The 25,132-nt window shown below is 30.5% G+C and carries 27 protein-coding genes, 1 tRNA gene and 1 pseudogene; 12 read left to right on the top strand and 17 right to left on the bottom strand.

Features of this window, described 5'->3' with window-relative positions:
• Nucleotides 1–30: 30 nt before the first annotated feature.
• Complete coding sequence (gene lysA / locus BMX42_RS00145; RefSeq protein ID WP_091306523.1) at nucleotides 31–1,236, bottom strand: diaminopimelate decarboxylase; 1,206 nt, start codon at nucleotides 1,234–1,236, stop codon at nucleotides 31–33.
• 213 nt (nucleotides 1,237–1,449) lie between these two features.
• On the opposite strand from lysA, the gene sucC reads away from it, so the two are divergent.
• Nucleotides 1,450–2,646 carry an ADP-forming succinate--CoA ligase subunit beta gene (sucC, locus tag BMX42_RS00140; protein WP_091306520.1) on the top strand — a complete coding sequence of 399 codons (1,197 nt, stop codon included), beginning with the start codon at nucleotides 1,450–1,452 and terminating at the stop codon, nucleotides 2,644–2,646.
• A gap of 377 nt (nucleotides 2,647–3,023) precedes the next feature.
• Nucleotides 3,024–3,371 carry a hypothetical protein gene (locus BMX42_RS00135; RefSeq protein WP_091306516.1) on the top strand — a complete coding sequence of 116 codons (348 nt, stop codon included), beginning with the start codon at nucleotides 3,024–3,026 and terminating at the stop codon, nucleotides 3,369–3,371.
• Nucleotides 3,372–3,420: 49 nt separating this feature from the next.
• On the opposite strand, the gene BMX42_RS00130 is transcribed toward BMX42_RS00135, so the two are convergent.
• Complete coding sequence (locus BMX42_RS00130) at nucleotides 3,421–4,185, bottom strand: TIGR02757 family protein (protein ID WP_091306513.1); 765 nt, start codon at nucleotides 4,183–4,185, stop codon at nucleotides 3,421–3,423.
• 99 nt (nucleotides 4,186–4,284) lie between these two features.
• Nucleotides 4,285–4,953, bottom strand: a complete 669-nt coding sequence (locus tag BMX42_RS00125) for an ABC transporter ATP-binding protein (RefSeq protein ID WP_091306509.1) — start codon at nucleotides 4,951–4,953, stop codon at nucleotides 4,285–4,287.
• Nucleotides 4,954–5,329: 376 nt separating this feature from the next.
• Between BMX42_RS00125 and msrA the strand changes: the two genes are divergently transcribed.
• Complete coding sequence (gene msrA, locus BMX42_RS00120) at nucleotides 5,330–5,980, top strand: peptide-methionine (S)-S-oxide reductase MsrA (protein WP_091306505.1); 651 nt, start codon at nucleotides 5,330–5,332, stop codon at nucleotides 5,978–5,980.
• A gap of 86 nt (nucleotides 5,981–6,066) precedes the next feature.
• Nucleotides 6,067–6,372, top strand: a complete 306-nt coding sequence (locus BMX42_RS00115) for a hypothetical protein (RefSeq protein WP_091306500.1) — start codon at nucleotides 6,067–6,069, stop codon at nucleotides 6,370–6,372.
• Nucleotides 6,373–6,412: 40 nt separating this feature from the next.
• On the opposite strand, the gene BMX42_RS00110 is transcribed toward BMX42_RS00115, so the two are convergent.
• The 5 genes from BMX42_RS00110 to BMX42_RS00090 form a co-directional block, all read right to left on the bottom strand.
• Nucleotides 6,413–7,099, bottom strand: coding sequence for a TIGR00266 family protein (locus BMX42_RS00110; RefSeq protein ID WP_091306496.1), 687 nt, complete (start codon nucleotides 7,097–7,099; stop codon nucleotides 6,413–6,415).
• Between the two features lie 3 nt (nucleotides 7,100–7,102).
• Nucleotides 7,103–7,816 carry a TIGR00266 family protein gene (locus BMX42_RS00105; protein ID WP_091306493.1) on the bottom strand — a complete coding sequence of 238 codons (714 nt, stop codon included), beginning with the start codon at nucleotides 7,814–7,816 and terminating at the stop codon, nucleotides 7,103–7,105.
• A gap of 8 nt (nucleotides 7,817–7,824) precedes the next feature.
• Nucleotides 7,825–8,487: a TIGR00266 family protein gene (locus BMX42_RS00100; RefSeq protein ID WP_091306489.1), complete on the bottom strand. Its 663-nt coding sequence runs from the start codon at nucleotides 8,485–8,487 to the stop codon at nucleotides 7,825–7,827.
• Nucleotides 8,488–8,492: 5 nt separating this feature from the next.
• On the bottom strand, nucleotides 8,493–9,623 hold the full coding sequence (locus tag BMX42_RS00095) for a M48 family metallopeptidase (RefSeq protein ID WP_091306486.1): 1,131 nt from the start codon (nucleotides 9,621–9,623) through the stop codon (nucleotides 8,493–8,495).
• 96 nt (nucleotides 9,624–9,719) lie between these two features.
• Nucleotides 9,720–10,910, bottom strand: a complete 1,191-nt coding sequence (locus BMX42_RS00090; RefSeq protein ID WP_091306483.1) for a pyridoxal phosphate-dependent aminotransferase — start codon at nucleotides 10,908–10,910, stop codon at nucleotides 9,720–9,722.
• Between the two features lie 116 nt (nucleotides 10,911–11,026).
• Between BMX42_RS00090 and BMX42_RS00085 the strand changes: the two genes are divergently transcribed.
• Nucleotides 11,027–12,346: a pepsin/retropepsin-like aspartic protease family protein gene (locus BMX42_RS00085; RefSeq protein ID WP_091306479.1), complete on the top strand. Its 1,320-nt coding sequence runs from the start codon at nucleotides 11,027–11,029 to the stop codon at nucleotides 12,344–12,346.
• Nucleotides 12,347–12,405: 59 nt separating this feature from the next.
• On the opposite strand, the gene BMX42_RS00080 is transcribed toward BMX42_RS00085, so the two are convergent.
• Nucleotides 12,406–12,479 (bottom strand) — tRNA-Met (locus tag BMX42_RS00080).
• Nucleotides 12,480–12,743: 264 nt separating this feature from the next.
• Here BMX42_RS00080 and BMX42_RS00075 point away from each other — a divergent pair.
• Together BMX42_RS00075 and BMX42_RS00070 are read left to right on the top strand one after the other, a co-directional pair.
• Nucleotides 12,744–13,136, top strand: coding sequence for an START-like domain-containing protein (locus BMX42_RS00075; RefSeq protein ID WP_091306475.1), 393 nt, complete (start codon nucleotides 12,744–12,746; stop codon nucleotides 13,134–13,136).
• A 50-nt stretch (nucleotides 13,137–13,186) separates the two neighbouring features.
• Nucleotides 13,187–14,020, top strand: a complete 834-nt coding sequence (locus tag BMX42_RS00070) for an aminotransferase class IV (protein WP_091306472.1) — start codon at nucleotides 13,187–13,189, stop codon at nucleotides 14,018–14,020.
• Here the strand turns inward: BMX42_RS00070 and BMX42_RS00065 are convergent.
• From BMX42_RS00065 to BMX42_RS00045, 5 genes are all read right to left on the bottom strand, one after another.
• On the bottom strand, nucleotides 14,013–14,573 hold the full coding sequence (locus BMX42_RS00065; RefSeq protein ID WP_091306468.1) for a YqgE/AlgH family protein: 561 nt from the start codon (nucleotides 14,571–14,573) through the stop codon (nucleotides 14,013–14,015). The genes BMX42_RS00070 and BMX42_RS00065 overlap by 8 nt on opposite strands.
• Before the next feature lie 147 nt (nucleotides 14,574–14,720).
• A complete protein-coding gene (locus BMX42_RS00060) occupies nucleotides 14,721–14,996 on the bottom strand; it encodes an HU family DNA-binding protein (RefSeq protein WP_091306465.1) in 276 nt (91 codons plus the stop codon).
• Between the two features lie 162 nt (nucleotides 14,997–15,158).
• Nucleotides 15,159–16,106 carry a methionyl-tRNA formyltransferase gene (gene fmt / locus BMX42_RS00055; protein WP_091306461.1) on the bottom strand — a complete coding sequence of 316 codons (948 nt, stop codon included), beginning with the start codon at nucleotides 16,104–16,106 and terminating at the stop codon, nucleotides 15,159–15,161.
• Between the two features lie 66 nt (nucleotides 16,107–16,172).
• Nucleotides 16,173–18,056, bottom strand: a complete 1,884-nt coding sequence (locus BMX42_RS00050; RefSeq protein ID WP_091306458.1) for a RecQ family ATP-dependent DNA helicase — start codon at nucleotides 18,054–18,056, stop codon at nucleotides 16,173–16,175.
• A gap of 9 nt (nucleotides 18,057–18,065) precedes the next feature.
• Nucleotides 18,066–18,602, bottom strand: coding sequence for an AAA family ATPase (locus tag BMX42_RS00045; RefSeq protein ID WP_091306454.1), 537 nt, complete (start codon nucleotides 18,600–18,602; stop codon nucleotides 18,066–18,068).
• Between the two features lie 119 nt (nucleotides 18,603–18,721).
• Between BMX42_RS00045 and BMX42_RS00040 the strand changes: the two genes are divergently transcribed.
• From BMX42_RS00040 to BMX42_RS14440, 5 genes and pseudogenes are all read left to right on the top strand, one after another.
• Entirely contained in the window at nucleotides 18,722–19,006 is a 285-nt protein-coding gene (locus BMX42_RS00040; protein WP_091306451.1) for a DUF493 family protein, read from the top strand.
• 2 nt (nucleotides 19,007–19,008) lie between these two features.
• Nucleotides 19,009–19,710 (top strand): annotated as a pseudogene (locus BMX42_RS00035) (DUF4290 domain-containing protein); the annotation flags it as partial.
• Between the two features lie 144 nt (nucleotides 19,711–19,854).
• The gene (murA, locus tag BMX42_RS00030) at nucleotides 19,855–21,165 is read left to right on the top strand and encodes a UDP-N-acetylglucosamine 1-carboxyvinyltransferase (protein ID WP_091306443.1); all 1,311 of its coding nucleotides are present in this window, start codon (nucleotides 19,855–19,857) and stop codon (nucleotides 21,163–21,165) included.
• 2 nt (nucleotides 21,166–21,167) lie between these two features.
• Nucleotides 21,168–21,827 (top strand): porin family protein, encoded by a 660-nt coding sequence (locus BMX42_RS00025; protein WP_091306439.1) that lies wholly within the window; start codon nucleotides 21,168–21,170, stop codon nucleotides 21,825–21,827.
• A gap of 160 nt (nucleotides 21,828–21,987) precedes the next feature.
• Nucleotides 21,988–22,200: a hypothetical protein gene (locus BMX42_RS14440; RefSeq protein WP_143055568.1), complete on the top strand. Its 213-nt coding sequence runs from the start codon at nucleotides 21,988–21,990 to the stop codon at nucleotides 22,198–22,200.
• Between the two features lie 87 nt (nucleotides 22,201–22,287).
• On the opposite strand, the gene BMX42_RS00015 is transcribed toward BMX42_RS14440, so the two are convergent.
• The 3 genes from BMX42_RS00015 to BMX42_RS00005 all read right to left on the bottom strand — a co-directional run bounded on the left by BMX42_RS00015 (nucleotide 22,288) and on the right by BMX42_RS00005 (nucleotide 24,655).
• Nucleotides 22,288–22,596, bottom strand: coding sequence for a hypothetical protein (locus BMX42_RS00015; RefSeq protein ID WP_091306432.1), 309 nt, complete (start codon nucleotides 22,594–22,596; stop codon nucleotides 22,288–22,290).
• A 112-nt stretch (nucleotides 22,597–22,708) separates the two neighbouring features.
• On the bottom strand, nucleotides 22,709–23,647 hold the full coding sequence (locus tag BMX42_RS00010; protein ID WP_091306429.1) for an alpha/beta fold hydrolase: 939 nt from the start codon (nucleotides 23,645–23,647) through the stop codon (nucleotides 22,709–22,711).
• Between the two features lie 180 nt (nucleotides 23,648–23,827).
• Complete coding sequence (locus BMX42_RS00005) at nucleotides 23,828–24,655, bottom strand: hypothetical protein (protein WP_091306425.1); 828 nt, start codon at nucleotides 24,653–24,655, stop codon at nucleotides 23,828–23,830.
• Nucleotides 24,656–25,132 lie beyond the last annotated feature (477 nt).

Raw genomic sequence — 25,132 nt, 5'->3', positions numbered from 1 at the left:
CTAAACAAAAAATATTTAATGAATATACTATTAAATATCAATCTCTACTTGATTTCTCAAGATATCTTCAAAGGTTTCCCTTTCTCTTATTAATACAGCTGCTCCGTTTCTCCATAAAACTTCTGCAGGTTTTGTTCTCGAATTATAATTCGAAGCCATTGAAAAACAATACGCTCCAGCATTTTTAAAATTTAAAATATCACCTTCATGAATTTCTGAAATTCTTCTGTTTGTGGCAAAAGTATCTGTTTCACAAATGTATCCCACAACAGAGTAATAACGCTCTTTACCTTTTATATTTGAAATGTTTTCAATGTGATGTTCAGCGCCATAAAGCATTGGTCTGATTAAATGATTGAAACCTGTGTCAACTCCAGCAAAAACAGTTGATGTTGTTTGTTTTACTACATTTACTTTCGCTAAAAATGAACCTGCTTCACTCACTAAGAATTTTCCTGGTTCAAATACTAAAGTTAAACTTCTACCGTATTCTTTTTCGAATGCTAAAAATCTTTTGCTTAGTTTTCTTCCGAATTCTTCAATATCAGTTTCAATATCACCTTTTTTGTAAGGCACTTTAAATCCACTACCAAAGTCAATAAAATCTAGTGTTTTGAATTGTTTTGCCGATTCAAATAAAATTTCTGCTGCGTATAAAAATACTTCTACATCTAAAATATCAGAACCCGTATGCATGTGGATTCCGTTAATATGCATTTTAGTATTTTCTACAATTCTTAATATATGTGGCATTTGATGAATCGAAATTCCGAATTTACTATCAATATGTCCAACAGAAATATTTGCATTTCCACCAGCCATAACGTGCGGATTAACTCTGATACATACTGGAACTGTTGGGTATTTTGCGCCAAAATGTTCTAAAATAGAAAGGTTATCAATATTAATTTGAACACCCATTTGAGCTACTCTTTCAATTTCTTCAAATGAAACTCCGTTTGGTGTATACATAATTTCTGAAGGATCAAATCCAGCATGTAATCCTAATAATACTTCTTCAATTGAAACTGTATCTAAACCACAACCTTCATTTTTTAAGAGCTTCAAGATGTTTACATTAGAAAGTGCTTTAACGGCATAATGAACCTTAAAATTTTCAATTTTGTTAAAGGCCTTTACTAATCGGTTGTATTGTGAAACAATTTTGTCAGCGTCATAAACATATAACGGACAACCATAATTTTGTGCTACTTGTAATAAATCTGAATTTTGCATTTTAAATAATTTTCTGCAAATATATTTAAGTTATATCAAAAAAACAAAATAATTACACAAATAAAATATAAAAATAACAATCTGTTGTTTTTATAACAAAAAGTGAATTAACATTTTAATTATAAATCTAAAAAGAAGTGTAAAAATTAGTCATTTAAGAATTACTTTATTATTTTTGTGCCACTTTTAAACAAGATTAACTCATACTTAATTATGAACGTACACGAATATCAAGGTAAAGAAATATTAGCAAGCTATGGCGTGCGCATACAACGTGGTCATGTTGCAAACAATGCTGACGAGGCTGTTGAAAAAGCAAAACAATTAACTGCAGAAACTGGTACAGGTTGGCATGTTATAAAAGCACAAATTCACGCTGGTGGTCGTGGAAAAGGTGGTGGAGTTAAATTAGCTAAAAATTTAGATCAAGTAAAAGAAATTGCTGGTCAAATTATTGGTATGGATTTAATTACGCCTCAAACGCCTCCAACTGGTAAAAGAGTTCATAAAGTTTTAATCGCTGAAGATGTTTATTATCCAGGTGAATCAGAAACTAAAGAATTTTATGTTTCTGTATTATTAAATAGAGGTAAAGGTCGTAACATGATTATGTATTCTACTGAAGGTGGAATGGATATTGAAGAAGTTGCTGAACACACACCACATTTAATTTTCACTGAAGAAATTGACCCTTCTGTTGGTTTACAAGGATTTCAAGCAAGACAAATTGCTTTTAATTTAGGTTTATCAGGTGAAGCATTCAAAGAAATGGTAAAATTTATTGATGCGTTATATAAAGCTTACATTGGTTCAGACGCTACAATGTTTGAAATTAATCCAGTATTAAAAACTTCAGATAACAAAATTATTGCAGTTGATGCTAAAGTTGATTTAGACGATAATGCATTATTCCGTCATAAAGAATTAGCTGAAATGCGTGATGTTCGTGAAGAAAATCCTATTGAAGTTGAAGCAAAAGAAGTTGGTTTAAATTATGTTGATTTAGATGGAACTGTTGGATGTATGGTAAACGGTGCTGGTTTAGCAATGGCTACTATGGATTTAATTAAATATGCTGGTTTTGAACCTGCAAACTTCTTAGACGTTGGTGGAACTGCAGATGCTAAACGTGTTGAAACAGCTTTCCGTATTATCTTAAAAGATCCTAACGTAAAAGCAATTTTAATTAACATTTTTGGTGGAATTGTACGTTGCGATAGAGTAGCACAAGGTGTTGTAGACGCTTACAAAAACATGGGTGATGCAATTAAAGTGCCAATCATTGTTCGTTTACAAGGTACAAATGCAGAAATTGCTAAAGAATTAATTGATAATTCTGGAATGCCAATTTTATCAGCTGTTCAGTTTCAAGAAGCTGCAGACCAAGTTAAAGCTGCATTATCAAAATAAGAAAGTAAAATATTTTATATATTTGAATCCCGATGAAAATCGGGATTTTTTTTGTTATTTATTATTTGACTTTCATAAATCCTATCAATTCAATTAATTTTAGAACTTTATATCAAATTATTTCTATTGTGCTGATTGATAAAATGTTAATTGAAAACTTTTTATTTCTCCAATGTAAATTTACTATGAAATGCTATTTTTGAATTTGATATAATTTCCACCGAATATTTTAATTAAATGTAATTTTCTGCAGCATTTAATCGAAATTCAATAATTCAATCTGTTTCCAATTTTAAATGATGGTTAAGCTTATTTATTTGCTTTATTTTAAATGAATTACGACATAGATTTGTCATGTAAAATTTAAAAATCAAAAAATGAAAAAAATCATCAACTTAGTTTTAGTTGTTTTATTATTAACAACTTTTAGTGTGTCTGCTAATAATGCTAATTCTTTCGAGGAAGATTTACCAAAAGCAGTGAAGGTCATGTCAGAAATGATAAAAAAGAATTTGGAAAATTTCGAATTTGAAAACGAAGCTTTAGTCGATGTTATTTTTACAGTTAATTCAGATAATGAATTAGTAATATTAAATGTAAAAACAAATGATATTGAAATTAAGAATTATATAAAATCGACATTAAATTCATTGAAAATTGAGGAAGCCAATTTATTTGTAGGTAAAAATTATTCAATTAAAATTAATTTTACAAAAAGTAACTAACAACTTTTACAAAGTTAGGAAAGAGCTCTTTTAGAGCTCTTTTTTTTATTTAAAACCCTTCAAAAACGCCTAATCCAAACAGCGCAAAATCATATTTCACTGGATCATTAGCATCTAAAAGTCGTAAGTTCGAATCTAATTCAAATAAAGCTTTGGCATCATTTTGTTTTCGAGTTAACAATACTAATTTACGAGCTACATTTCCTGAATGTACATCTAACGGACAAGATAGAGCAGAAGTAGGGATGGTTTTCCAAATTCCTAAATCGACACCATTGTTATCATTTCGAACCATCCAACGTAAATACATGTTGATTCTTTTGGCTGCCGAACCATTTAATGGATCGGAAATGTGTTTTTGAGTTCTTTGTAAATGTGGAATTTCAAAAAAGGTTTTCTTAAATTCAGATATGCTTTTCTGAGTAGAGTTATTTTCAATATGTTTAGAAAATAGACTTTCTAAATCGGGATTGGTTGTATAAATATGCTGTAAAGCCTTTATAAACGTGACAGCATCAGTCGCATTAAAAGTTCTGTGAACGAAATTTGATAGTTTTTCTAAGTGAATTTCTTTATGATTCATCACAAAATCATAAGGTGAATTTCCCATAATTTGCATCAATTTATGTGAATTATTGATAATCATTTTTCTATTTCCCCAAGCAATTGTTGCGGCTAAAAATCCAGCAATTTCGATATCTTCTTTTTGAGAATACAAATGCGGAATTTGAACAGGATCAGAATCAATAAAATTTTTATTGTTGTATAAAACGACTTTTTCGTCTAAAAATTCTTTTAATTCGGTAAAGTTCATCTGAAAATAGATTTGTGTTTATTAGCCCCGATTGCAGCAAACTACCATGTAGTGCGGAAAGCGGGACAAAAAGTGAATTGAAAAACGATTCGTCTGCTTCTAATTTTGTAAAACTCCATCAATCATCACTAATTTTCTATCAGCCATATTTGCCAATTCTTCATTGTGTGTGACAATTACGAAAGTTTGTCCAAATTCGTCACGCAATTTAAAGAACAATTGGTGTAAATTTTCGGCAGTTGTATGATCTAAATTTCCTGAAGGTTCATCAGCAAAGATAACGGCAGGCTTATTAATTAAAGCTCTTGCCACCGCAACACGTTGTTGTTCTCCACCGGAAAGTTCGCTTGGTTTGTGATTGATTCTGTGTGATAATCCTAAATAATCCAATAGTTTTTTAGCTTCAATCTCGACTTCTTTTTTAGGTTTGTTCGCAATAAATGCTGGAATACAAACATTTTCTAAAGCTGTAAATTCAGGTAATAATTGATGAAACTGAAAGATGAATCCTAAATTCAAATTTCTAAATTTCGACAATTCTTTATCTTTCAAATTAATTATCGAAGTATCATTGATTGTTAATGAACTCGAAACATTATCTTTTTTATCCAATAAATCTAAGGTTCCTAAAATTTGTAATAGCGTAGTTTTTCCAGCACCAGAAGCGCCAACTATGGATACAATTTCACCTTTATTTATATGCAGACTTACGTTTTTTAAAACCTGTAAATCGCCATAATGTTTATTTATATTCGTTGCTCTAATCATCTGTAAATTTTCATTGATTTTTAAAGGTCGTATGGTATCGCATTATTTTAAAGGTGTTTGTTCACACAAACAAGTTTATGTTGCGATTTCATAACATCAATTTGTACAAAGAAACAAAGAAATAGTGAATATTAAAATGTTTGAAACACAAATGAAAGTTAAATAATTTAATTTTTGCCACGAATTATCGAATTAAAAATTTTGACAAACAAAATTTGTATCGACAACGTCGATAATTAATTCGAATTAAAATTACACAGTAAAAAAAAGAAAAAAAAATCGTGAATTCGTGGCAAAGATTATTTATACACAAATCTAAAAGTAAAGTTAAAACGTATATGATTGAAAGAATATTAACTAAATTTGATAAAAAAAGATGAACTACATTGTATTATTAAGCTCGTTTTTAAGTTTGTTTTCTTGTGGAAGCAAATCGCAAACTGTTGAAAAAAAATCAGAAAATAAAATAGAAAATAAAAGGGAAATTATGAATGATAGTGTACAATTGGCAACATTTGCCGGAGGTTGTTTTTGGTGTACAGAAGCGGTTTTTTTAGAAGTAAAAGGAGTAGAAAAAGTGGTTTCAGGTTTCACTGGTGGATTCATTAAAAATCCTGCTTATCGCGAAGTTTGTAACGGAACTACTGGTCATGCTGAAGGAATTCAAATTACTTTTAATCCGAAAGAAGTGGCTTATGAAGATTTATTAGAAATATTTTTCGCTACTCATGATCCAACAACATTGAACAAACAAGGTGCAGATATTGGAACGCAATACAGAAGTGCTATTTTTTATCATTCGCCAGAACAAAAAGCAAAAGCGGAGAATTATATTCAATTGATTGAGAAAGAAAAATTATATCCGAATCCGGTTGTGACACAAATTGAAGAAGCTGGAGTTTTTTATTTAGCGGAAGACTATCATCAAAATTATTACAATCAGAATAAAGAACAAGGGTATTGCGAATATGTGATTGCTCCGAAATTAGATAAATTGAGAAAGTATTATAAGAGTAAGTTAAAATAGATTTTAGAAATCTTTTAAATCTTGAAATTTAATACTGGCATTTAATTTGTACATTAGTGTTCCAAACAATTATAAATTACAATTAAATGATAGAAGAACCACAACCAACAGTTGTAAAGAAAAGCGATAAAAAAAACAAACTGATTTTAAGTCTAATTTTTGATGGAATTGGGATGTTATCTTATATAGTTCCTGTTTTCGCAGAACCAATTGATGTCGTTTGGGCGCCAATTTCTGGAATCCTTTTAGTACTGATGTACAAAGGAACAGTTGGTAAAATTGCTGGTTTGTTCGGTACGATTGAAGAGTTAATTCCTTTTACAGATATTATTCCAACTTTTACAATTACCTGGTTTTATACCTATGTTATTAGAAAAGGAGTAGAAGAATAAAAAAAATCCCGTCTTGTTAAAAGACGGGATTTTTGTTTTATTATTTATTATTTTTCGTTGGTCTGAATGGGAATGTCCAATTCGCAAATGGAACAATTTTTCTAGTTTGAATCCAAACTTTTCCGCTTCCGCTAAATCTACACACTAAACCTTCTCCAGAAAAGAATAACGATTTGTAACCGCCAACTCTAGAAATGTCATACGTTAAGCCTTCAGTGAATCCTACAATATGTCCTGTGTCTACAACATAACCGTCTTCTACATTAATTTCCATAATGCCACCATACGAGTTAAACCATAAATCGCCTTCACCTGAACATTTGATTAAAAATAAATTTTCTCCAGAAAAGAATCCTTTTACTAATCCTTGAAATTTACTTTCTGTAGCGACATTAATTCCTGAAGCTAAAAAGGCTGTGTTTTGTAAATAAATAACTTCATTTTGCAAGTAAATATGTTCCACATCGCCCGGACAAGCTGGTGCAATTTGAATTTCTCCACTTCCGTTTTTTGCTGAAAATTCGTTAAGAAATAATGATTCTCCAGTTAAAAACCTTCCAAAACCACCTTTTAAACTTGTTTTCATTTCAATATTTGTATCCATTGTTGCCATAGCAGCGGCTTCAACTTTTAATTTTTCGCCTGATGGAATTGTAACGGTTACGAAACCGAAATCTGGCTTACAATCCATTTTATAATTAAATCCTTTTTTATCTTGAACTTCCATATCTTATCTTGGTTTTAATTTTGGTCCTAAAATCGCTCCGAATGAACCCGTATTATGAGATTGCACCCAAACTGTTCCTTGACCTTTAAACTTACATACTAATCCTTCTCCGCCTAAAAACGAACTCATCCAGCTTTTTCCAGCTTTAGATAAAGTGAAGTTTAAGTTTTCTTCAAAAGCCACAATATGTCCTGTATCTACAATATATTCACCATTAATCTGAATAGGGTAAATACAACCAAAAGAATTGAAAATAACAGTTCCTTTTCCTTTAGCCGTTAGCCAAAATAAACTTTCTTTAGAAATTAATGATTTAAAACCTTGAAAGCTTAAATCAATTTCAATATCTGGTGAACTCGCCACATAAGAACCTCCTTGAATAATAATTCCTTCTCCGTTTAATTCTTTTGTCATCATGTCACCAGCATGAGTTGTTCCTAACCAAACTGTTCCAGGTTGACTTCCAGCAGTATAATGATTTAAGAAAAAACTTTCTCCAGAAAGCACTCTTTTTAAACCTTTAAAAATCCCACCAGAATTCTTTTTGTAAGTTGTAGTTGTCATTGAAACTGTTGGACTCATGGCTATCATGGCACCAGCTTCAGCTGTAAATTCTTGTCCAGGTTGTAAAGTTATTTCTGCAGCAGTTGAACCTGGTCGCATTCTTAAATTTACATCTAAACTTGTAGCTTTATGTTCTATATTTAATGTTTCCATATCTAAAATTATAATTGTCTATTTAACCAAGATGCTAATCCGGAAATATTACGAGTTTGAATATAAATTTTTCCTTTACCTTCTACACGAGTTACAAATCCTTCGCCACCAAAAAGGCTACTGAAAATTCCGCCAGCTAATTGTGGTTTCAATTTCATGTTTGGTTCGTAAGCTACTAAATGTCCAGTATCTACAATATATTCGCCATTAATTTCTTTTTCAATTAATCCGCCGTAAGCTCCAAAAATTACTTTTCCTTTTCCAGAAACAACTAATTTAAAAAGACCTTCACCACCAATTAACGAACCTAATCCAGCCCATTTTACACCCAATTTTACTCCTTTTTCAGAAGCAATATAAGAACCGTTTTGAATGCAATAGCTAGATGTTCCATCTAATTCTTTCACTTCAATATCACCAGGTGTTGGTTGTGTTAAATGTAAGTTTAAGGTTTCATTGGTATTGTTTGTAAAATGATTGATGAACAAACTTTCACCACCCAAATATTTTTTCAATAAGCCTACAAATAGTCCGCCATTAAATTTGGCAACCATATCTAGATTTGCAGACATGCTAGACATCGCATCCGATTCTGCAATCATGGTTTCACCAGGTGCTAACGTAACCATTACGTAGGCAAATGCTGGTTTTCCTTCTGTTTTAATTTCCATTTGTACTAATTTATTTTTTGTTTTAAGAGTTCGATTTTAAATTTTTCAAAGTTATCTGGTAACTTAATATAAGCAGATTTATCGCCTTTTAGTTTTTCTTTTAAAGCACTAATTCTGTCTTTTGTATTGGGATGAGTAGATAAAAATGACAAATCAATTGTTTCGTCAACTTTAGATTTGATTTCATTCGCTTTTTCTTCTTTACTTAAAGTTTCGAAAAAGGTAATTAAACCTTTCGGATTTATTTTAGCTTGAACCAAATATTTCCAACCAGTTTCATCTGCTTCGTGTTCAAAATCTCTACTATTTGATAAAGAAGCCAATTCGCCACCAACATTTAAAAATGTTCCAGCTAAAGCACTTACATCGCCAAATGCAGCAGATAAAATCGTAAAGATTCCTAAATTATTGATAATTCCTCTGATATGATGACGACGCGTTACGTGTGATAATTCGTGACTCACCACACCCATAACTTCTTCCCAAGATTTTGCATTTTCAATTAATCCAGTTTGAATTATGACTTTTCCGCCAGGTAAAGCAAATGCGTTTATAGTTGGATCTTTAACGAAATATAAATCGACTTTAAATCCGTCTTTTTCAATTTGTTTTAATAAAGGTTGTGCGACTTTTAAAAATTCTTTTTCTAAAGAATCGTTTTTAATAAATTTATATTGCAAAGAAAGCGTGGAAAATAATTTGTCTCCAGCTTCTTTTTCCCATGATGCAGGAACCTGATCGGCAATTTTTTCTACCATTTTATCTTTTGCAAGATACAATCCAGTAATAAAAATTCCGACAAGTGCTATAGCTATAAGAACACCTTTTAAAGTTTTTCGTAAATCGGATTTTGATTTAGAAATTTCAGATTTAAAATTTTTATTTGAAGCTAAAAGATTGTTTTTTAATACTTTTTTATCTGAAGTATATATTGAAATTTCGGTATTTGTTTTGTCTGCAAAAAAGATAAATCGGTTGGAAGCGCCACCAGTATTAATTGTAAGATTAATAAAGTTTATTTGATGAGTCAGTTCTTCGTTTTCGAAATAAATGCAATTATTTTTTATTGATAAATTTCCAGAAATTCTTCCGCCTTTTACGTCGGGATGTATTAGTATTGCTTGATAGTTTTCCAATGTGATTTAATGAAATTATTTGCTAATATATAAAAAAAACCGTCTTGAAATTTCAAAACGGTTTTTAAATTATGATTAATTTATCTTTTATAACTTTTAATTCTTATAAACTTTTAAAGCTTCTTTTAATATTTCTACAGATTTAATTAAATCTTCTTTTTTCAATACATAAGCAATACGGATTTCGTCTAAACCAACACCTGGAGTAGAGTAGAAGCCCGCTGCCGGAGCTACCATAACCGTTTCACCATTGAAATCATATTCTTCTAAAAGCCATTGTGCAAAATCATCTGCATTTTTTACTGGTAATTTTGCAATACAATAAAAAGCACCTTTAGGGTTAGCAATAGTAACACCTTCAATTTTTTGCATTTCTTGAACCAAAGTATTTCTTCTGTCTACATATTCTGTAATTACTTCATCAAAATAACTTTGTGGCGTATCTAAAGCTGCTTCACTCGCTACTTGAGCGTATGTAGGTGGGCTCAAACGTGCTTGTGCGAATTTCATAGCTGTTGCCATAAATTCTTCGTTTTTAGAAACTACACAACCAATTCTAGCGCCACACATACTAAATCTTTTCGAAACCGAATCAATCATAATAGCATGTTGTTCTAAACCTGGTACGTTTAATACTGAATAATGTTTTAAACCATCGTAAGCAAATTCTCTATACACTTCATCAGCAATTAAAAACAAATCGTGTTTTTTTACAATTTCAGCTAATTTGTTAATCTCCGCTTCAGAGTATAAATATCCAGTTGGATTTCCTGGATTACAAATCATAATTGCTTTTGTTTTTGGTGTAATTAGTTTTTCGAAAGCTTCCATTGGAGGCAAAGCAAAACCAGTTTCAATTCCTGAAATTACAGGAACGACTTTTACACCACTTGCTGTAGCAAAACCATTATAATTTGCGTAAAACGGCTCAGGTATAATAACTTCGTCACCGTTATCTAAAGTAGAACCTAAAGCAAACATAAGTGCTTCAGAACCACCAGTAGTGATAATAATGTCTTTAGTATCAACAGGTAAGCCTTGATTTTTGTAGTAAGCAGAAAGTTTATTTCTATAGCTTTCGAAACCAGCACTGTGACTGTATTCTAAAACTTTAATATCGAAATTTTTCACGGCTTGTAATGCCACTTCTGGCGTTTTAATATCTGGTTGACCAATGTTTAAGTGGTACACTTTTGTACCTCTTTTTTTTGCTCCTTCCGCGTAAGGAACTAATTTTCTAATTGGCGATTCGGGCATTTGAATCCCTTTGTTTGAAATTTTTGGCATAACTTAAATTTTTGCTTTGCAAAAGTGCAAAAAAATAAGGATTTTGTAATAATAATTTAGTGAAAAATTACATGTAAATAATAAAAATCGTACATTTATGGAAACCTTTATAAATTATGAATCTGTTTTTAAGATATTTCATTCTTTTATTTTTGAGTACAAATGCATTTTCTCAGAATATTTGGGATTTTTCTCAAAATAAAAATAAAATTGTTATCCCTTTTCAATTACTTAATAATAGTATTATTGTACAGCCAAAAGTAAATGATATACAATTAAATCTCATTTTAGATACAGGTTCTGGTTATAATATTCTTTTTGCTTTTCCAGAAAAAGACAGTATTGCCTTTAATAATACCTCTAAAATTAAAATTACTGGTCCTGGAATGGATGAGCCTATTGATGCTTATATTTCAAAAAACAATAAAATTGAATTTAAAAGTCTTTCTTCAAAAAAATTAGATGTTGTTTTAATGTTGGAAGATAAATACAGCTTTACAACTTCTGTAGGAATTCCAATTCACGGAATTTTAGGAGCCGATTTTTTTATGGATAATATTGTCGAAATTCAATACGATACCAAACGAATTGTGGTGTACAGAAAAGTGACAAATAGGTATGAAAGTAAAATTATAAATTACAAACAACTTCCGTTCATTCTTAAAGATAAAAAACCTTACATTCCAGTTACTATTAATATTGAGGATAAGAAAATAGAGAATTTAGAGCTTTTAGTGGATACCGGATTGTCTGATGGTTTATGGATTTTTGAAAAAGAATTAGATGTCAAAAATAAAAAGCAAATAGATGATTATTTGGGAGCTGGAATTGGCGGAAATGTTTATGGAAAAAGAGTACGATTTAAAAATATTATTTTTTCAGATTATGAATTTAAAGAACCTATAATTTCTATGCCCGATACCATTTCATTTCTTAAAAAAAATATATTAAATCAGCGCGATGGATCTGTTGGTGGTGAAATTTTAAAACGATTTAATGTAATTTTTAATTATAATAAGCAGATAATGTATTTAGATAAAAATAGTTATTTTAATAATAAATTCTATTACAATATGGCTGGATTTAATATTCATCATAACGGAGTAGAAGTTATTGAAGAAAAAATTGAGACCGATTTACCAACTGGAGCAACCAATGTAACAGAATTACTTTATGATAATTCGAAGGTAAATTTTAAATATGTACTGAAACCAGGAATTGAAATTTCTAACATTAGAAAAAATTCAGTAGCAGATAAAGCAGGATTAAAAGTAGACGATAGAATAATTTCAATCAATGGAAAGAAGGCAATTAATTATAGAATTACCGAAATTATGGAAATGCTTCAAAAAAGCGCAAATGAAACAATAACCATTGAAGTAGAACGAAAAGGAAAAAAATTCATCGCTGAATTATTCCTAGAAGAAGAAATTTAGCAAATGAATTGAATTAAAAAACCCTAACATCTTGATTATAAGAAGTTAGGGTTTTGTTGTAGCGAAAACGGGAGTTGAACCCGTGACCTCAGGGTTATGAATCCTGCGCTCTAACCGACTGAGCTATCTCGCCATTAATTAGTTTTGCATCTCTCAATGCGGGTGCAAATATATAAATAAATACTTTCTTTCCAAAAAAATATTTATAAAAAATTCAATTAAAAAATTGGTGCAAAAAAAACCAGTAAAATATAGTTGTGGTATCAATATTTTTTATATTTTGCTGAAAAATTTATAAAAAAGATTTAGGTTGCCAAAATTAAAAAGTTTGTAAAGCAAATTCCCAAAACAAAAATGCAATACCATAAGTCACAACTAAAAAATCAAAATTAAACACATGAAACAAAAAATCAAGTACGAACTAGAATTCCCCATACATTCTTCGCCTCAATTATTATATCAATATATTTTAACGCCGTCTGGTTTGTCTGAATGGTTTGCGGATAACGTAAATTCAAGAGGTGAATTTTATACTTTTATTTGGGACGATTCTGAAGAAAATGCGAAATTAGCTTCAAAAAAATCTGGAGAAAAAGTAAAATTTAAATGGCTTGATGAAAATAATAAAGAAACTGAGTATTTCTTTGAATTAAAAATTCAAGTTGATGAAATTACAAATGACGTTTCTTTAATTGTTGTAGACTTTTCGGAGGAAGATGAATTACCTGAATCAAAATTATTGTGGGAAAGTTTAGTTTCCGATTTAAAACACGTGATTGGTTCGGTTTAATTTTAATAAATAAGTATATTTGCCCTGAATAAATTTCAGGGCATTTTTTTATGATTAATTTTAACGGAAACATACAAGACACTAGCAATATTGCTATCGAAAACAATAGAGGATTTCTTTTTGGCGATGCCATTTTTGAAACCATAAAAGTAAATGGAGCTAAAATTTTATTTTTAGAAGAACATTATTTACGATTAATGGCTTCGATGAGAATTTGTAGAATGGAAATTCCTATGAATTTTACGATGGAATTTATGGAAGAAGAAATTCTGAAACTAATTGAATTACAAGCGAATAAAGTGAGTAATCGAATTCGTTTTGCCGTTTTTAGAAATGCTGACGGATTGTATAATCCTACTTCAAATGATGTTCAGTTTGTTATTACTTGTACTGGATTAACTTCAGAAAAATATATAGTTTTACCTTTAAATTATGAAGTGGAATTGTTTAAAGATTTTCATGTTTCTAAACATTTATTGTCAACATTAAAAACCAATAACAAGATGATTAATGTGGTGGCAAGTGTTTTTGCAAAAGAAAACGGGTTTGAAAACTGCCTTTTAATTAACGATGATAAAAATGTAGTGGAAGCTATAAATGGCAATATATTCATGAAAATGGGTAATCAATTGATTACGCCTCCAATTTCAGATGCATGTTTAAACGGAATTATGCGCAAGCAAATTATTGCTATTGCAAATAAAATGGAAAACATTGAAATGATTGAAAAAAGCATTTCACCTTTTGATTTACAAAAAGCAGATGAATTGTTTATTTCGAATGTAATTTCTGGAATTCAACCAATTACAAAATATAGAAAAAAAGAATTTACTTCAGAATTATCTAAAGAAATAACAGAATTATTAAATAACTCTATTAATTAAGCGTAGGATTTTCTGGCGAATTTGAAAAGTAAATATATTCGCCACCAATTTCGTTTAATTTTTCTTTCCAAAAGTTTTGGCTGTTTTTGCCAATAATTTTGTTTTGCAGTTCATTCTCCACAATTATCCAAGAATTATCTTCTAATTCTTCGTCTAATTGATTGGTATCCCAACCACTATATCCAAGGAAAAAACGAATATTCTCTTTAGAAATTTTACCTTCATTGATTAAATTTTTAGTGGTTTCAAAATCGCCACCCCAATACAAACCATAAGATATTTCCACACTTTCCGGAATTAATTCTGGTACATTGTGTAAAAAATACAAATTGTCTTGTTCAACGGGTCCGCCATTGTATACCATAAAATTAGCATCAATTTCAGGAATTAATTCATTGATAGAATAGGATAGTGGTTTGTTTAAAATAAAACCTACACTTCCATCTTTTGTATGTTCAGTTAACAAGATTACAGATCTGTTAAAAGACATGTCGTTTGAGATTGTTGGTTCAGCTACGAGTAAACAACCTTTTTTGGGTAACATTGATATCATAAGCCAACTAATTTTAATTGAATTTAAAAAAAATAATTTTATTGAACAAATAAAATCGGTGAAATGTTAATTTTATCACAAAAGAATTACATTGGGTATAAAAAAAGCCTCTTACTAGAAGAGGCTTTTAAATAAATCAAATATATATTATTTGTTTACAGCTCCGTCTAATTCAGCACCAGCTTTAAATTTTACTACGTTTTTAGCAGCAATTTTGATAGTTTTTCCAGTTTGAGGATTTCTTCCATCTCTAGCCGCTCTTTTAGAGATTGACCATGATCCGAAACCTACTAAAGAAACTCTTCCACCTTTTTGTAATGTACCTTCTACACTTCCTAAAAATGACTCTAAAGCTAATTTAGCTGCTGCTTTAGTAATTCCTGAAGCTGCTGCCATTGCATCGATTAATTCTGATTTGTTCATAATTGATAGTTATTTAATTGATTAAACATATTTTTCTTAATACAAATTTATACGTATCCTTGAACTGTGCAAGTTTTTCCTACTATTTTCGTTAAAAATGTTAATAAATAAGTCTAAATGTTAATAAAGTACCTTTTTAAAGTCTATTTTTTAGTTAAAATGTCACTTAACAAAGGCTTCAGAGCTAATTTGCGTTCCATTTAACAGTTCATGAATTTGCATTTTATTTTTTCCAGGAAACTGTAAACTCTCTATTTGTATGAATCCATTCGCAACTGCAATCTTCATTTCTTTTTTTCCAGAAATAATTGTTCCTATAGAATAGGTATGTGCTTCTTCAATGTATTTTGAATCGTAAATTTTGACATTCCATTCGTTTTCGCCATCTTTAATATATGTCCAAGCTGCAGGATAAGGACATAAACCTCTAATTTGATTGTAAATTTCTATTCCAGATTTTGTCCAATCAATTTTACAGTTGTCTTTATTAAGTTTATAAGCAGTTTTTAACTCTGAATTTTCTGTTTGTATCGTAGTAGTCACATTTCCTTTTTCAATCAGTTCTAAAGTCTCAATGACTGTCTCAGAACCTAAATGCATCAACTTGTCATGTAGTTGTCCCACATTTTCATTTGAATCGATAGCAATTTTCTTATTTAAAATCATCGCACCAGTATCAATCTTATCATCAATAAAGAAAGTAGTTACACCTGTTTCTGTTTCTCCATTAATAATAGCCCAGTTAATTGGAGCAGCGCCTCTATAATTAGGTAACAAAGAAGCGTGAAGATTAAATGTTCCTAATTTTGGCATTTTCCAAACCACTTCTGGTAACATTCTAAAAGCGACAACAATTTGTAAATTCGCATTATAACTCGCTAATTCAGCTAAAAACTCTTCGTTTTTTAAATTAGTTGGTTGTAAAATTGGTAAGTTTTTTTCTAAAGCGTAAGTCTTTACTGCGCTTACAGAAACTTTTTGTCCACGCCCAGCTGGTTTGTCTGGTGCTGTAATAACAGCCGCAATTTCAAATTGACTATTATATATGGTGTCGAGAATACCAACTGCAAAGTCGGGTGTTCCCATAAATACGATTCTTAATTTTTCCATGTTATTGTATGTTGCTAAGCGATTTGTTTTGCCACGAAGACACTAAGACGCTAAGTTTTTATTTTTTTACTTAATTTGATACTTATTATTGACGTTAAGATAAATCACATCGTTTTCTAATAAGTTTTGTAGGGCAAAGATAATTTCTTCTGTTGAAAATGTAAGTGTGTTTTCTATTTCATTTGAAGATAAAGCGCCTTTTTTTAATAGATTTTGAATACTTTCTAAAACAGATTTGGGTTCCGATTTATTTTTAGAATTACAATACGAACAAATTCCGCAAGGTTTAGCATTCTCTTCTCCGAAATAATTCGAAATTAAAACCGATTTACAAGTTGAATTATCTGAAACAAAATTCAGCATTTGAGAGTATTGCTCTATTTTAATCTGATTCTGATTTTCTAGAATTTTCACGACACGATTTATCGTATAACTGTCTTCTCGAGGTTCATTATATAAAATAGAAATGTCATTGCTTTGTAGTTTCAATTCAATGATTTCCTGAGCATGTAATTTATTCAAGACTTTAATTACTTTATCTTCTGAAGCACCAGATTTTGTTGCTATTAATGCTATGTTGATAATCGTAACTTGTTCGAAAACACCCGTATAATTTCGTAAAATAGTTTCAATAACCGCTGCGTCTTTAACATTCAAACTGCAATATCTAATTATTTCTCTGCTTTCAATTAAAAATTGCAAACTCGCTTTGTTGCTAATTAAGTTGTTAAGTGTAATAATTCCTTGTCGATCTAAAAATTGTAAACATGCAAAAGTTTTGGTTACAGATAAATTAAACTTCGCACAAAACTGATTCAAATTCAAGTAGAAAATCTCTTGAAAGCCTTCGCCATAAGCAATTTGAAAATGATTATTTAAGTCTTTGTAAACCAAATGCAGAAATTCTTTATTTGGTAAATTCGATAGGAAGTAATTCTTTAAGTTCTCTGAATTTATTTCTGGAGTCAATAATAAAGCAAACGATTTATTCCCATTTCTACCAGCTCTTCCGGCTTCTTGGTAATAGTTTTCAATATTATCTGGAATTTGTAAATGGACAACTGTTTTTACATTCGGTTTGTCAATTCCCATTCCGAAAGCGTTGGTTGCGACTATTACTTGTGCTTTTTCTTCCAACCAAAGTTTCATATTTTTATCTTTATCTTTCGTTGATAATCCGCCGTGATAATAGGTTGATGTAAAACCTAAATCGTTAAATGTTTTACTGAATTCTACACATGCCTTTCTGTTTTTTACATAAACGATTGATGGTTCTGGATTTTTTAAGAAAATTTGTTTCAGTTTGCCGAGTTTGTCTTCGGTTTTAATAATGTGATAACCCAAGTTTTCTCGTGCAAACGAATTTTTAAAAATCGCAGGATTTTCAAGATGTAATAAACTACAAATATCGTTTTGAACTCGTGGAGTAGCAGTGGCGGTTAAAGCAATAAAAGGAACATGAAAATATTCTTTTAGCGTCGCAATTTTTAAATAGGCTGGACGAAAATCGTGACCCCATTGACTAATGCAATGTGCTTCGTCAATAGCGACTGAATTTACATTTAGATTTTTAATTCTTTCTAAAACCCAATCTTGTTGTAAACGTTCTGGTGAAACATATAGAAATTTATAGCCGCCAAACGCACAATTATCTAGTAAATTATTGGTTTCTTCGAAGGAAATCCCTCCCGTTAAGGCAATTGCTTTTATGTTTTTTATTTTTAGATTTTCGACTTGGTCTTTCATTAAAGCGACTAGCGGAGAAATAACTAAACAAATTCCAGGCTTAATAAGTGCTGGGATTTGAAAACAAATAGATTTTCCACCACCAGTTGGCAACAAGGCAAAAGTATCTTTTCCGGACAAAACAGAGTTGATAATTTCCTCCTGAGTTGGTCTAAAAGCATCGTGTTTCCAGTGCGCTTTTAATACATCTAGTGGTTGGTTCATTAAAGCGAATTAGTCTTTTAAACGATTGATAATGAATTGATATCTTTCTTCAACAGTTGTTTTTGGAACTTCGTGTAAATCGTATCCGTATTTTTTATAGGTATCAACTAAAAACTGGTGAATTTTACTGGCTTCTTCGTAACTTTCATAACGTGTATCATCGCTAGTATAAATTTCTTCCCAAGGTGGTAATAAGAAAATAGTATCGTATTTATATTTTTCGCAAGCTTCAATAAATTTTTCAGGATAAGTATCTCCAATAAAATCCATATACGCCACAACATCAGGAATTCCTCTATCTATAAAAACCATTTTTTCTTCAGCAATAGCATTTTCATATTGTTTAATTCTGCCTTCTAAAAGTCTTTCACTAAACAACATAGGGTTTTCTAAAAATAAAAATTCAGCACCATCAGCTCGAGCATCCAAAATTACTTGTCTTGAAATTTCAGGGTAACAAATGTGTCCTTCATTCTCTAAATGGTTAATTAAAGTTGTTTTTCCAGAGCTTGGTCCACCAATTAGCAGTATAATTTTTTTGTTCATTTTGTGTCTTAAAAGTTCAAATGTACTATCATTTTTTTTATTTTGAAAATCTTAATTATTTATATTTTTAAATGAAACATTATAAATGTATATTTGTTGTTTTATTAGCTTAAATTTACATGGATAAGAAGACAGAAGATTTTTACATTAGACTTAAATCAGAATTAGAAGAATCAACAACTTGGCCCGCTGTATACTTATATAAATTTATTGTTCCAACTAATGAAACTAACATTAATTTAGTTGAAAATACGTTTAATAATATGGGAGCCGTTATACAAACACATTCTTCTAAAACAGGAAAATATACGAGTATTTCTATTAACGTTACAATGCAAAACGCAGATAAAGTTATTGAAAAATACCAAGAATTATCAACCATTGAAGGAATTATTTCATTATAAATATGTCATATAGAAACGAAGAATCGATTAATTATCTAGAATATAATTCGCAACGCGAACACTTAATTATTCCAGAATACGGAAGATATGTTCAGAAATTAATTAATCAAATTACGGCTATTGAAGATAGAGAAAAACGTAATAAAGGTGCCAGATATGTAATTTCTGTTTTAGGAAATTTGAATCCGCACTTGCGTGACGTACCCGATTTTCAGCACAAGCTTTGGGATCAATTGTTTATTATGTCTGATTTTAAATTAGATATCGATTCTCCATACCCAATTCCGACTAGAGAAGTAGTTCAGCTAAAACCAGAACGTTTACCTTATCCACAGAATTTTCCTAAATACAGATTTTACGGAAACAACATCAAATATATGATTGATGTGGCTCGTAAATGGGAAGAAGGTGAGTTGAAAAACGCATTGATTATTGTGATTGCGAATCACATGAAAAAGTGTTTTTTAAGTTGGAATAAAGATACGGTTACGGATGAAGTTATTTTCAATCATTTGTTAGAATTATCTAATGGTGAGTTGAACTTAACGTCTATGAAAGAAGAGCTTTCTACGTCTCAGAATTTATTGAAAGTAAACAAGAAGCAGTCGAATAAGACGCAGTTTTTTACTAAAAATGAAACGTCTAACACGAATAGAAATCCAAGTAGACCGCCGTCAAATCAAAACAGACCGCAAAATACCAATAGAAATCCGAATGCACCTACAAATGCAAAACCGAGTTCGCCAGATAATACAAAAGCCAACTTAAATAATCCAAATTATAAAGGTGGTAAAAACTTTAAGCCAAAAAATAATCCAAATAATCCAAACAATAATAATACAATATAAATGGGAACATTCAAAATTGAAGGCGGTAAGCCCTTAAAAGGAAATGTGCAACCACAAGGTGCCAAAAACGAAGCGTTACAGGTTTTATGTCCTGTTTTATTAACTTCAGAAAAAGTAAGAGTAACGAATATTCCTGACATTATTGATGTAAATAAACTAATTACTTTATTAGGTAATTTAGGTGTTAAGATTCAGAAAAATGGACCTGGAGATTATACGTTTCAAGCTGATGAAGTAAATGTTGGTTATTTAGAAACAGAAGCTTTCAAAAAAGAGGGTGGAAGTTTACGTGGTTCTATTATGATTGTTGGACCATTATTGGCTCGTTTTGGAAAAGGATTTATTCCGAAACCAGGTGGTGATAAAATTGGAAGACGTCGTTTAGATACGCATTTTGAAGGTTTCATCAATTTGGGTGCGAAATTCAGATACAATAGAGAAGACCATTTTTATGGTGTTGAAAACGAAGGTCGTTTAAAAGGGGCTTACATGTTATTAGACGAAGCCTCAGTTACAGGAACGGCTAATATCGTAATGGCTGCTGTTTTAGCGGAAGGAATTACTACAATATACAATGCAGCTTGTGAACCTTACTTACAACAATTATGTAAGATGTTGAATTCAATGGGTGCGAAAATTACTGGAATTGGGTCTAACTTAATAACTATCGAAGGTGTAGAATCTTTAGGTGGTTGTGAGCACAGAATCTTACCAGATATGATTGAAATTGGTTCTTGGATTGGCTTAGCGGCTATGACAAAAAGTGAAATTACAATCAAAAATGTTAGTTGGGAAAATTTAGGACAAATTCCGAATGTATTCAGAAAACTTGGAATTACTTTAGAACAAAAAGGTGATGATATTTATATTCCTGCTCACAAGGATGGGTATGAAATTAAAACCGACATTGATGGATCTATTTTAACGGTTTCTGATGCACCATGGCCAGGATTTACGCCTGACTTATTAAGTATCATTTTAGTGGTAGCAACTCAAGCAAAAGGAGATGTTTTAATTCACCAAAAAATGTTTGAAAGCCGTTTGTTCTTCGTGGATAAACTAATTGATATGGGTGCGAAAATTATGTTATGTGATCCGCACAGAGCTGTGGTTATGGGACACGATTTCAAATCGCAACTAAAAGCTACAATTATGAGTTCACCAGATATTAGAGCTGGTATTTCGTTATTAATTGCAGCACTTTCTGCAAAGGGAACAAGTACTATTCAAAATATCGAACAAATTGATAGAGGTTACGAAAGAATTGACGAACGATTAAGAGCTTTAGGCGCGAACATCGTAAGAGTATAAGAATGAGAAAAATTAGTTTAATTATTTGTGTATTATTTTTGAGTTTTAATTCATTTGCACAAGAAGAAGAGGTCACAAAAAAAAGTTCTTATTTTGGTGTTAGAGCGGGTTTAAATTTTTTAAAAGGCTCTAATTATGAGAATCATTCAAGTGATTTAGGAGTTGGATATCAAATAGGAGGTTTGGTAAATTTGCCTTTAGGTAAATCAAATTTTTCATTTCAACCTGAAGTTTTATATATGAAAGTGAATTCTAATGAAACTGATGTAGAAAAGGGATATTCAGATGTTCAAGTTACTAGATTAAAAGAATATTCATCTAATATTTTATTGTTTCCACTAAATTTTAGATATTTAATAAAAGATAAAGTTGGAATAGAAATTGGACCTTCATTAGGTTATAATTTTTCAAGTATCAGAAATGTAACAGAAACTTATTATGAATACGCTACTGGAGATACTAGTAGTTTTTCATACGAAAGTAAATCTGACAGTAAAAACAAATTTGCAGCACTTTTAAATTTTGGAGTGGATTATAATATTACAAATAAGTTCAATGTTGGATTTAAATATAATTATGCATTTGGTGGCACTGAACCCGCGGATAAGTTAATGGATAACAGTGTTTTCTCAATTAATTTAGGATATAATTTTATTAAATAAATTTTATAGAATAACATAATATAAAAAAGCTACTTAGAAATTTCTAAGTAGCTTTTTTATTATAGAGTTTGTCGGAGCGTATTATGAAGTTGTCGGGACGTTTTTAGACTTTGTCGGAGCGTTTTTAGAACTTTCCCATGCATGTTTAGAAGTTTCCTACGTGTTTTTAGAACTTTCCCATTCGTATTTAGAACTTTCCCATGCATGTTTAGAAGTTTCCCACGTGTTTTTAGAACTTTCCCATGCGTATTTAGAACTTTCCCATGCATGTTTAGAAGTTTCCCACGTGTTTTTAGAACTTTCCGATACGTATTATGAAGTTTCCGATGCGTTTTTAGACTTTCCAGATGTATATATCGTAAGCTATAAATAAAAAAGCGACAGTGATCTCGCTTTTTATTTGTGGTTTAGACCTGACAGGTTTTTGAAACCTGTCAGGTCTTGCTTTGATAGTGCGGATTTAAAAAACTAATCTCAGTTTATATAAATCGTCATTATATTTTTTACAAAAAACGGTTGCATTTGCTTTCTGCCATCCTAATAAACTCGCCATAAACATATCGTTCGACTGTAGAGCATCAATTAAAAGGAGGTTGTAATTATCTTCATCTAAAATAGTCGGATTAATAACAACTTCTGTATTGTCAATTGGCATTAATTTTAAATGCTCAACATGCAGCGTATCATAATCTATAAGTATTTCCACTTCTTTTTTATCTGTTAAGATTTGAGTAAAATCGGCTGAAGATAATTCATAAAATTTTTTCATAATCATGTCTTTATCTAATTATTAAAATCTTTGTTATCGAGTGTGTTTTCAATAATAAAGTTACGAAATTAATAATGAAGCTAAAATGTTTTGTGCTTTGATATTCGATAGCTTATTTACCTAGAAAAGCAATAATCTTTTTATTTACGATTTCCTTTTGGTCAATGGTAAGGAAATGCCCAGCATTAGGAATAACTTCTCCCTTGTAGTTTGACAGCGTTTCTTTAGCCTTTTTATGTCCGGATTCTGAATTGATTATATCTTTATCGCCTGTTAACACTAAAACAGGGATGTTAATCTTCTTAAGTTCGTCATTAGAAAAAGGCTGCATTTTCCAAAAATTAGAACCTATTTTAGTTTTATATGCCAAATACGATTGTCTTTTGAATACCATTGGAATCTTCTTCGGATCGGTGGAAAAATTCTCCAGTGTTTTATCCCATTTTTTCTTGCTAGGGAAAAATTTCATTAGTATTGCGGGAGTAGATTTTCCTCTTTCATCAATATTTTCGAAAGTCTGAGCAGGTCCTAACAACACCAATTTTTTAATTTTACTATCGTCCTGAATAGCTAGTAATACGCCATACCATGCTCCTGCGGAAGCGCCAATTATTTCAAAATTATTAAGTTTATAATGTTTAAAAATCTCGTTATACCACAACACTATCTCTTCTTTTGAAAGTGTTTTACCCATTGAAACCGATTTGCCTGGCTCGGTTAAAAAGTCAATTGCGTACACTCTTCTGTTTTTTGATAAGGCTTCAATATTGGGGAACCACATAGTTGAACTGGCATTCATACCGTGAAGTAATACTAGAGCAGGCGCGTCTTTTGGACCGCTTAGAATCACATGTGCCGTACCAAAACTCGTTTTAACATCTTCTTCCGAGTAGGGTATTTTCCATAAGGCTAACGATTTGTTATACGCGCTAATGTAATGTGATCTTTCCGCACGACTTTTGAAAACCAAATCATTGTATTTGTTTTTCTTAAAAATAGTACAGCTTGAAAGGAAAAAGAAAAGACCAAATATGTAGAGGATTTTGCGCATACAACAGATTATAGTTAGTTATATTACAAAGTTAAGAGGAAACATTTCGGAAAAGTTTCAGAATTCTGTTTTAAAGTTGTATAATTTGATGGTTTGATGGCTCGGATTTACTTTGTCAGTTTGCTGTTACTCGTGAGCAAATCTGCGCTATCTGGTTTGTAAGCAGTTGTAATATTTATTTTACTTTTCTTCAGTCTTTTTAACTACTAAAATAAGATCATTTATTAGTAATGCAATATCATTGTAAAGATTTTTTAGAATGTCAATGTTTAAATTTTGGTTTGGATAATCAATAGCAATATCAACACTAACATCGAAATTCATATTCATTTTTTCTATTTTTTCAAGAGTTCGAAATTCAAAAATTTTAGAATTAGGAAGAACTTTATAAAAATTACAAAATCCATTTTTTTCATCAATAATGTTTGTAAAATCTTCGTTGTCAAATTCAAATGAACCATCAAATTTTATTTCATTAAGGTTAGCAACCAATATTATTGGAACTCTATGCTTATCAATATTATTTAAAGTTTGAACAATAGATAAACTGTATAAACTATTTTCCGATTTAGGATTGTTTTTTCTTACGTTATAAGGCTGATATTTTATTATTTCATTTTTTAAAATTTCTGGAATTTGATTAAATATTTCTTTTGTATCTTTTACGAAATAATTTTCATTTTCAAAAATGGGAAAACTTAATTTAATTGGCTTTGTTGGTGGATTAGTTTTTATTCGAGCAAAACCAAATATGAGATTATCTAATGTGCTCCTTAAGTTGTGTATGTATTCACCAATTCTTAAACTAATTTCTTCTAGTAAATTATCTTCAGTATAGTTATTTGTATAGAATTCATAACCTTTTTTATCAACACAAAGTTTGGGAGTAATCTGAATTTTATTTTCTTTCCATAAATTTTTGTTGAAATCATAAATTTCGAGTAGTTGTTTTCTTGCTCTTTCTAATTTGATAAGCGTTGGTTTAAGAAATTCAGAATTATTTTCCATTTAAGTTTGATTTGTGTCGGTCGCAAAATAATTGCCTACAACGTTTTGCGGCTAACCGCAGTGCTGCCTTTTTGGGCAGGATTGCGGTTAACCGCTGTTGTGCGCTGTTGTTTCTTGTCGGCTAAGATAAGAAATAACAGTTACAGTTGGAATGTTAAGAAAGTTAGATAAATGATTTTAAAATATTGACTCCTATCAGACCGTAATGATAGGCGCAGTTTTTTTAAATCTCAGTCTTAAAAATTTCGCTAAACACTAGAGTTAAAACAGTTACAATAAAAAACATTTGACTTTGTCATTTTTTTCTTATAACTTTGGCAAGCCTTTTAGCGACTTCGCTTTGAAAATACATTTTCAGCAAATTTCTTTTGCAAGGCTTGACGAAAAACAAATCCATTTTTCCGTTTCTTAACTCAAGCTTTTCCACAAAATTTTTCGACTATTTATCAAGTTCCATACTTCCAATTGCGTACAACT

The organism is Flavobacterium terrigena, assembly GCF_900108955.1.
Classification (GTDB): Bacteria; Bacteroidota; Bacteroidia; order Flavobacteriales; family Flavobacteriaceae; genus Flavobacterium; species Flavobacterium terrigena.
The sequence above is the reverse complement of the archived record's forward strand: the minus strand, read 5'-3'. Positions and strand labels throughout refer to the sequence as shown.

Excerpts from the sequence above, each read along its gene's own strand:
- BMX42_RS00135 (WP_091306516.1), top strand. The coding sequence starts at position 3,024 with ATGAAAAAAATCATCAACTTAGTTTTAGTTGTTTTATTATTAACAACT.
- BMX42_RS00050 (WP_091306458.1), bottom strand. The coding sequence starts at position 18,056 with ATGAACCAACCACTAGATGTATTAAAAGCGCACTGGAAACACGATGCT.
- BMX42_RS00065 (WP_091306468.1), bottom strand. The coding sequence starts at position 14,573 with ATGATATCAATGTTACCCAAAAAAGGTTGTTTACTCGTAGCTGAACCA.
- BMX42_RS00125 (WP_091306509.1), bottom strand. The coding sequence starts at position 4,953 with ATGATTAGAGCAACGAATATAAATAAACATTATGGCGATTTACAGGTT.
- BMX42_RS00100 (WP_091306489.1), bottom strand. The coding sequence starts at position 8,487 with ATGGAAATTAAAACAGAAGGAAAACCAGCATTTGCCTACGTAATGGTT.
- murA (WP_091306443.1), top strand. The coding sequence starts at position 19,855 with ATGGGAACATTCAAAATTGAAGGCGGTAAGCCCTTAAAAGGAAATGTG.
- msrA (WP_091306505.1), top strand. The coding sequence starts at position 5,330 with ATGAACTACATTGTATTATTAAGCTCGTTTTTAAGTTTGTTTTCTTGT.
- lysA (WP_091306523.1), bottom strand. The coding sequence starts at position 1,236 with ATGCAAAATTCAGATTTATTACAAGTAGCACAAAATTATGGTTGTCCG.
- BMX42_RS00070 (WP_091306472.1), top strand. The coding sequence starts at position 13,187 with ATGATTAATTTTAACGGAAACATACAAGACACTAGCAATATTGCTATC.
- BMX42_RS00085 (WP_091306479.1), top strand. The coding sequence starts at position 11,027 with ATGAATCTGTTTTTAAGATATTTCATTCTTTTATTTTTGAGTACAAAT.
- BMX42_RS00005 (WP_091306425.1), bottom strand. The coding sequence starts at position 24,655 with ATGGAAAATAATTCTGAATTTCTTAAACCAACGCTTATCAAATTAGAA.
- BMX42_RS00090 (WP_091306483.1), bottom strand. The coding sequence starts at position 10,910 with ATGCCAAAAATTTCAAACAAAGGGATTCAAATGCCCGAATCGCCAATT.
- BMX42_RS00015 (WP_091306432.1), bottom strand. The coding sequence starts at position 22,596 with ATGAAAAAATTTTATGAATTATCTTCAGCCGATTTTACTCAAATCTTA.
- sucC (WP_091306520.1), top strand. The coding sequence starts at position 1,450 with ATGAACGTACACGAATATCAAGGTAAAGAAATATTAGCAAGCTATGGC.
- BMX42_RS00110 (WP_091306496.1), bottom strand. The coding sequence starts at position 7,099 with ATGGAAGTTCAAGATAAAAAAGGATTTAATTATAAAATGGATTGTAAG.
- BMX42_RS00075 (WP_091306475.1), top strand. The coding sequence starts at position 12,744 with ATGAAACAAAAAATCAAGTACGAACTAGAATTCCCCATACATTCTTCG.
- BMX42_RS00060 (WP_091306465.1), bottom strand. The coding sequence starts at position 14,996 with ATGAACAAATCAGAATTAATCGATGCAATGGCAGCAGCTTCAGGAATT.
- BMX42_RS00115 (WP_091306500.1), top strand. The coding sequence starts at position 6,067 with ATGATAGAAGAACCACAACCAACAGTTGTAAAGAAAAGCGATAAAAAA.
- BMX42_RS00130 (WP_091306513.1), bottom strand. The coding sequence starts at position 4,185 with ATGAACTTTACCGAATTAAAAGAATTTTTAGACGAAAAAGTCGTTTTA.
- BMX42_RS00025 (WP_091306439.1), top strand. The coding sequence starts at position 21,168 with ATGAGAAAAATTAGTTTAATTATTTGTGTATTATTTTTGAGTTTTAAT.
- BMX42_RS00045 (WP_091306454.1), bottom strand. The coding sequence starts at position 18,602 with ATGAACAAAAAAATTATACTGCTAATTGGTGGACCAAGCTCTGGAAAA.
- BMX42_RS00105 (WP_091306493.1), bottom strand. The coding sequence starts at position 7,816 with ATGGAAACATTAAATATAGAACATAAAGCTACAAGTTTAGATGTAAAT.
- BMX42_RS00040 (WP_091306451.1), top strand. The coding sequence starts at position 18,722 with ATGGATAAGAAGACAGAAGATTTTTACATTAGACTTAAATCAGAATTA.
- BMX42_RS00010 (WP_091306429.1), bottom strand. The coding sequence starts at position 23,647 with ATGCGCAAAATCCTCTACATATTTGGTCTTTTCTTTTTCCTTTCAAGC.
- fmt (WP_091306461.1), bottom strand. The coding sequence starts at position 16,106 with ATGGAAAAATTAAGAATCGTATTTATGGGAACACCCGACTTTGCAGTT.